Origin of the sequence: Campylobacter sp. CNRCH_2016_0050h (assembly GCF_025772605.1) — a bacterium.
Taxonomy (GTDB): Bacteria; Campylobacterota; Campylobacteria; order Campylobacterales; family Campylobacteraceae; genus Campylobacter_D; species Campylobacter_D lari_D.
Map to the genome: position 1 here is coordinate 1 of NZ_JAKMSK010000043.1, position 567 is coordinate 567.

At 23.3% G+C, this 567-nt stretch carries 2 protein-coding genes; one reads left to right on the forward strand and one right to left on the reverse strand.

Translation table 11 applies throughout. The features are described from left to right. A partial coding sequence (locus L8X28_RS08315; protein WP_263666060.1) for a tyrosine-type recombinase/integrase occupies nucleotides 1–330 on the forward strand: 330 nt, incomplete at its 5' end. A gap of 45 nt (nucleotides 331–375) precedes the next feature. Here L8X28_RS08315 and L8X28_RS08320 read toward each other — a convergent pair. Beyond that, nucleotides 376–567, reverse strand: a 192-nt coding sequence (locus L8X28_RS08320) for a helix-turn-helix domain-containing protein (protein ID WP_263666061.1), incomplete at its 5' end; no start/stop codon positions are given.

Sequence of the window (567 nt, forward strand, 5' to 3'; positions counted from 1 at the left end):
TTAAGTTCTTTACAAATAGAAGCTTTAAAAAGCATTGGAGTAAAAAATAAAGGATATATTTTTATTAAAGAAGATGGAAACCCTTATAAAGATATAAGATGGCATTGGGATAAAATAAATCAAAAATTAAAAACTCCTATTAGATTGCATGACTTAAGACATTTAATAGGATATATAGGTATTAATATGGGTATATCTTTAGAAGCCATTGGAGAAACATTAGGACATTCAAGCATAGGAGTTACAAAAAGATATGCAAATATTAAAAATGAAACTATTAATAATACTCTAAATGCTATTTTTAGTAATTTTAAAACTGAAAAACACTAATTTACAATGGTTTTTTAGGTTTTTCGGTTTTTTGGTTAAGTGTGATTAAAATTTTAAACTATTTTTAGAGCTATTAAGTTTTAAATATTCATCAAGATCATCTTTTTTAAAAACAAGTTTTTTGCCAATTTTACAAAAAGGAACTTTTCCTAAATTACAATCCTTGTAAAGTTTTGAAGTGCTTATTTTTAAATAATTTGAAGCCTGTTGTACATTTAAATTTTCATCAGTTTTATT